Below are 5,075 nucleotides of genomic sequence, written 5' to 3'. Positions count from 1 at the left end.
TTTGTCAATCACTGCAAAAATGCTTGGCACTTGAGGCATTTTATCTTTGGAATATTTAAAGTAGGTAAATTTTTTATCACTAAAGATTTCCTCTGCTAGTAGCCATTCATTTTTCTTTAGAGCTTTTTGTCTAAAGTTTCTTTGAATGTCCTCTTTTCTAACTTTAACCTTAGCAATTCCCTCCTCTAATATGAGATAATCCCTCTCTAGCTCCGCTTGTTTTTCTGCCTTTTGCGCTTTTGCGACTTCATCTTGGATATACACGATTAAATCGGGATTACTTCTGTTTCTGTAATCAGTGGAAAAGAGATAGAAATTGTGGATTCTTTTGTCTTTTGTAAAAATCGTTAAACTCGTATCAACACCGATTAAGAGAGGTTTAATGGCAATGGCATTGGCAATATTTGGAATTTCATCAATCTTAAAGCCTGTGCTATCTCCTAAAATATAACTTTCAATTTCATTTTCAAAAATTAATGTTGTTGCCATTGCAAAGCGGGTGCGGATTTTTTGTGTTTTGTTGTTTTCAAATTCAATTTCTCTTGTGTTTTCAAATCCACTATATTTTTTCTTGAAAAAGCTTTGTTGTAAGGCATTAAGATTCTGCGCTCGTAAAGAGGCTTTTAATAAGTTTAGTTGTTCCTCGCTTAATTCTTGGTAGTTTTGTGCGGTTTGGTAATTATCATTATAATATTGCGATTCTGTCTGTCTAATTCTTAGATGAGAATCCGCATAGTTTTTGGTGGTTTGGTCTTTTGTTGCCAAAACACTTTCGCCTGCGTTTGCGCTATTAATCGTGGATTCTACATTGTTTAAGATAGATTCCTCCGCATTGAGCACGCAAGAAATTAAGCTTAAGGCTAAAAGTTTCTTTTTCATTATTGTTCCTTTGCTAAGTTGGATTTTAAATCAATGGCTGTGAGGGCATAATTTTTCACAATAAATCCTGTGGGATTCTTAATCGTTGTGTTGTAAGTATCTACCTTTGGTGCAAAATCAAATTCCAAAGAAGCACGATAATTAAAAAATTGCGTTTCTGTTCGTGTTTTATTGGTTTGCTCTATGGCAAAGTCAATGGTTGCTACATTTTTTGATAAAAGCGTAACATTTAAGATTCTAATGTTGCGGTAAAGATTCTTTGTTGTGTAAATGGAATTTTTTTGTGTTACAAGACTTTGAAAGGCTTTCCAAACATTTAAATCACTTTGGATTCTTGTAATTTCATATCTTTCCTCATCGTTTATGCGATTAATAGTCTCGCGATTTAGCACATAACCGCTAAGGATATTTTTCATCAAAGATTCATCGCTCCTAATGGGATAATTTGCCTCTGTAACTTTGACAAAATTACTTTCTCCATTAGAAAAAAATACCAAATAGGGTTTGGTTTCTTTGAGTGGCATTAAAAACACTAATGCTAAGGCTAAAAGAGTAGAAATCAAGGCTAAAATAAGGATTATATAAAGCATATAGGCTTTTAGGTTTCTCTCTAGCAAAAAGAGATAATTTGGGTCTGTTTTTTTCTCTTTAAAAAGCATTTTTAACTCTCCATTTTTACTATTTCATAACAAGCACAAGGGCTAGTGGTTTCTATATTTTTAGAGCCACAAGCACTAAAGCTTAAGGCTAAAATTCCACAGACTAAAAAAATGATGATTTTTTTCATTGTTATTCCTCCTCTTGGATTTGAGATTCTAAATCTAGTTGTTGCGTAACTTCCTCTTTCTCTTTGTGTTCTTTTAAGGCTTCCTCTCTTGCCTTTTGGGCAAGCTCAAGCTCTTGTTGTCTTTCATATTGCAATCTTAAATCCTCTTGCATTTTTTCTAGTGTTTGTGTGTTTGGTTCTTCCTTGTCTGCTTCTTCGCTAGTTAGATAATATTTGCGCCATTCATTAGGGTGTTCTTTTTTAAGTTTTTTAATCAAATTCACATTATTAGAGCTGCTAGAGAATACTTTTAAATGATTATTTAGCTTGGATAAATCCACATTTAAAATTGCACTTTCATTTCGCAAAGGCATTTTTAAAAGCACTTGCCTAGCATTTTGTGGAGTGGTTTTTAAGAAATGTGCCTCGTGGTCTTGCAATCCTATTTTCTCTTGCATTTCCTCTATGGCGGATTCTGAATTTGTAGGGAATACAATGTAATTTGCGATATTATCCAAGAAAGCATTACCATTACTTAGATTATTAAATAAAGATAAACTTTGGAATCCAAAACACATTACTCCTCCGATTTTTCGCACTTCCAAAATCGCTTCTAGGATTTTTTCACTCATTACAGGGTCGTTTAAATAATCCTTTAGCTCATCAATGAAGCAAAAGAATCCTTTTTTCTCTATATTGTTTTTGGCTTGGTTTTTGAGTTTATGAAAGAGATAAATCGCGCTTAAAGAGGCTAGTTTTTTATTGTTTAAAATCCCGTCCATATTTAAAATAGAAAGCCGTCTATTAAAATTTAAAGCATCTTCTTGATTATCAAAAATGCTTTTTAAATAGGGCTGAAATTGCGCTTGAATCTCTTTAGGTGGAATGGATTTTACAAAATCACTTAGCGTAATGATTTGTCCCTCTTGCTTATTATCAAAAAATCTTTGCAAAGTAGTTTGCACTACATTTACTGCAACATAATCCTTATCAGGGATTTGCGCCATAGCACACAGCCAAGAAATTAGAAATTCCTTATTATCTTGCGTGTAGGGCAAAGAGAATGGATTAAATTTAAATTCCTCCGCTGAATCGTGATATTCTCCTGCTGTGTATTGCGTAAAAGCATACATTCCTCGCAATTTATCCATTGAAAAAATATCAATGTTGTATTTAAAGAGATTACACATTAAAAACTGCGCTAGTGTCGTCTTTCCTGCGCCTGTTCCTCCAATAATCATAGTGTGTCCGCTAGGCTTATCCCCGCTAGGTGTCCAATGAAAATTAAACAAATAGGGTGTGCCATTTAAATGTTTAAAATGCGTAACTGCACTATTACCCCAATCGTTTTTATTAAATCCGCTCACTTCATTTTCAAAGGTTGCAATCGTAGCAACATTAGAGATTTTTAAAGGCTTCAACCTTGCATTAAGATTGCTTCGGCTTGGAAAAAAGCTAAAAAAGAGTGCCTTTTGATTAAGGGTTTCTCGGACAATGCTTAATCCTTGAGATTCCAATAATCCTTTAAAAAGATTGCTTTTGCTTTCTAAATTCTCTAAGGAAGTATCATTTAATAGCATAGAGTAAGAAACTTGCATAAGATTTTCTCTATCGGCTTCTACAAGTTCTAAAAGTTCGTCCAATTCCTCTCTTGCAATTTGAGGCAAAAAGGCTCTTGTATCTTTTATCTTTTTCTTGGCTTTTTCTTTGGAAAATGGAATAATAGAAATAAAAGCCATAAATTCGTTTTCATCTTTTAATGTGTTGCTTGTAATTAAGCTTTTAATAGCTTCTGTCTCATAGGCTTTAATGCTTAAGAATCTTGCATATAAAGGAATTCCATTATTTCTATAATAAATAAAATAATCCTTTTTGAACTCTATGTCGCTTGTGAGATAGCAATCACTTAAAAGCTCGTGCGTATAACTTAGATTTGTTGGATTGCCATTGCAATAAGAGGCATAGAAGTTTAAAATTTCATCATTTTGCATAACTCTCGGTTCAAAAGTAGCAAGTTTGCTTTTACATTCTAAAATTACCTCGTTTAAAAGATTGATTTTAGTAGCAAAGTTTGTGTCTTGATTGCTATCCTCTGTGGTTGCTTTTTGTTTAAAGGATTCTAAAGCCCCTGTAATTTTTTTCTCTAAAGTAGAAAACATTAGAAAATATTTGATTTTGTAAATGTTTGGATTGAAATTCCATTTTTCAGTAATTTCATTCACGAAAATATTGGAACTTTTTAAAGGTTCTTGTGTGTTTTCCTCAAATTTTTCTTTTTTTATGATAATTTTTAATTCAATTTCACTACTTAATTTTTGCAAAAAGCCAATTCTGGAATCTAAAAAGCTTAATTCGTCCTCTAAACTTAGAGCAGAATAACTTGCACCTTTTAATTCAATACCAATGCTTAGATTATTATCTCTTGTTAGGAGAAAAATATCTTGATATTTACACGCAAGATTATTTTCTTTTGCAAGAGTAAAAACTTCAGGCTCTTTTAATGTTAAAATTTCATCTGCAACTTTATTGATTTGATTTAGATTCAAATTTTTAAAAATATTTTGATTATTTTCAATAGATTTTTCTTGTTTTTTTGATTTTAAGTTTCTTAGCACTTCAATAATTCCAGCCATTAAAAAACCTTTAAGCATAATATTTTTTATGGGAAATTTTCAAATTCAATTCTAAAATTTGATAAATATCCTCATCAAAATATTCAAGTAAAAATAAAACTCCATACAATAAAGCAACAATGACAAGAGAATAGAGTAAAAAAATAAACCAACAAGCAAAACCAATAACAATTAAGATTAACCACGAAGTCGTAGTTAACCCTTTGATTTTAGTTTTTCTTGTTAAATCTTGAAAGCAGCTTGTCTTAATCATTACATTGCCGCCGCACTTAATCCATAAACAATACCGATGATGATTAACGCACCAATTAAACTTTTAGCGTGATTTTTAATTGCTTCAACATTAAAGAATGCCATTAAAAGCATAATGATTATCCAAAGCACACCCATAACGGTTGCAAAAGTATTAATCCCACTTGCTATTCCACTTCCTGCTTCTGTTACTTGGTCGTTAAAACCATCTACAAGATTACTCATAACATTGCCACCTTTTGCGCCAAACAAAAATGCAGGAGCCAACAAAAAAGCCAACCAAATTTTTTGAAAAAATCTTTTCATAAAAATCCTTTTGAAATAAATTTATGGAAGTGTAATGGGAAAGGGAAAGAATGTCCATTATAACTTTTTTCGGCTATAAAGTAAGAGAAAACTCTTTAAAATAGGCAGTTTTATAATTTTAAAAACTACAAAAAATTTGATATTTTTTCAGATTGTTTTTTTGATGAAACTTTGCAAAATCCTATGTTTCATCTTAAAAAATATGCCGAAAAAAGTTATAATGTAAAAATTTTTTAAAT

5 protein-coding genes are annotated in these 5,075 nt (G+C 31.5%); all 5 read right to left on the bottom strand.

All coding sequences use genetic code 11. From position 1 onward, the window contains the following. On the bottom strand, positions 1-879 hold an 879-nt coding region (locus HDT10_RS04345; protein ID WP_290880395.1), incomplete at its 3' end, for a TrbG/VirB9 family P-type conjugative transfer protein. Beyond that, a complete protein-coding gene (locus HDT10_RS04340) occupies positions 879-1,538 on the bottom strand; it encodes a type IV secretion system protein (protein ID WP_290880394.1) in 660 nt (219 codons plus the stop codon). The genes HDT10_RS04340 and HDT10_RS04345, both read right to left, overlap by 1 nt. Before the next feature lie 2 nt (positions 1,539-1,540). After that, the gene (locus tag HDT10_RS04335; protein WP_147290073.1) at positions 1,541-1,666 is read right to left on the bottom strand and encodes a RagB/SusD family nutrient uptake outer membrane protein; all 126 of its coding nucleotides are present in this window, start codon (positions 1,664-1,666) and stop codon (positions 1,541-1,543) included. 2 nt (positions 1,667-1,668) lie between these two features. Then, complete coding sequence (locus HDT10_RS04330) at positions 1,669-4,278, bottom strand: AAA family ATPase (protein WP_290880389.1); 2,610 nt, start codon at positions 4,276-4,278, stop codon at positions 1,669-1,671. Positions 4,279-4,530: 252 nt separating this feature from the next. Further along, entirely contained in the window at positions 4,531-4,836 is a 306-nt protein-coding gene (locus HDT10_RS04320; RefSeq protein WP_290880384.1) for a hypothetical protein, read from the bottom strand. Positions 4,837-5,075 lie beyond the last annotated feature (239 nt).

The sequence above is a fragment of the Helicobacter sp. genome, from assembly GCF_014799995.1.
In the GTDB taxonomy this organism is placed as follows: Bacteria; Campylobacterota; Campylobacteria; order Campylobacterales; family Helicobacteraceae; genus Helicobacter_D.
Note: the sequence above shows the minus strand (reverse complement) of the source record. Positions and strands in the feature narration are given on the sequence as shown.

Excerpts from the sequence above, each read along its gene's own strand:
- HDT10_RS04340 (WP_290880394.1), bottom strand. The coding sequence starts at position 1,538 with ATGCTTTTTAAAGAGAAAAAAACAGACCCAAATTATCTCTTTTTGCTA.
- HDT10_RS04335 (WP_147290073.1), bottom strand. The coding sequence starts at position 1,666 with ATGAAAAAAATCATCATTTTTTTAGTCTGTGGAATTTTAGCCTTAAGC.
- HDT10_RS04330 (WP_290880389.1), bottom strand. The coding sequence starts at position 4,278 with ATGGCTGGAATTATTGAAGTGCTAAGAAACTTAAAATCAAAAAAACAA.
- HDT10_RS04320 (WP_290880384.1), bottom strand. The coding sequence starts at position 4,836 with ATGAAAAGATTTTTTCAAAAAATTTGGTTGGCTTTTTTGTTGGCTCCT.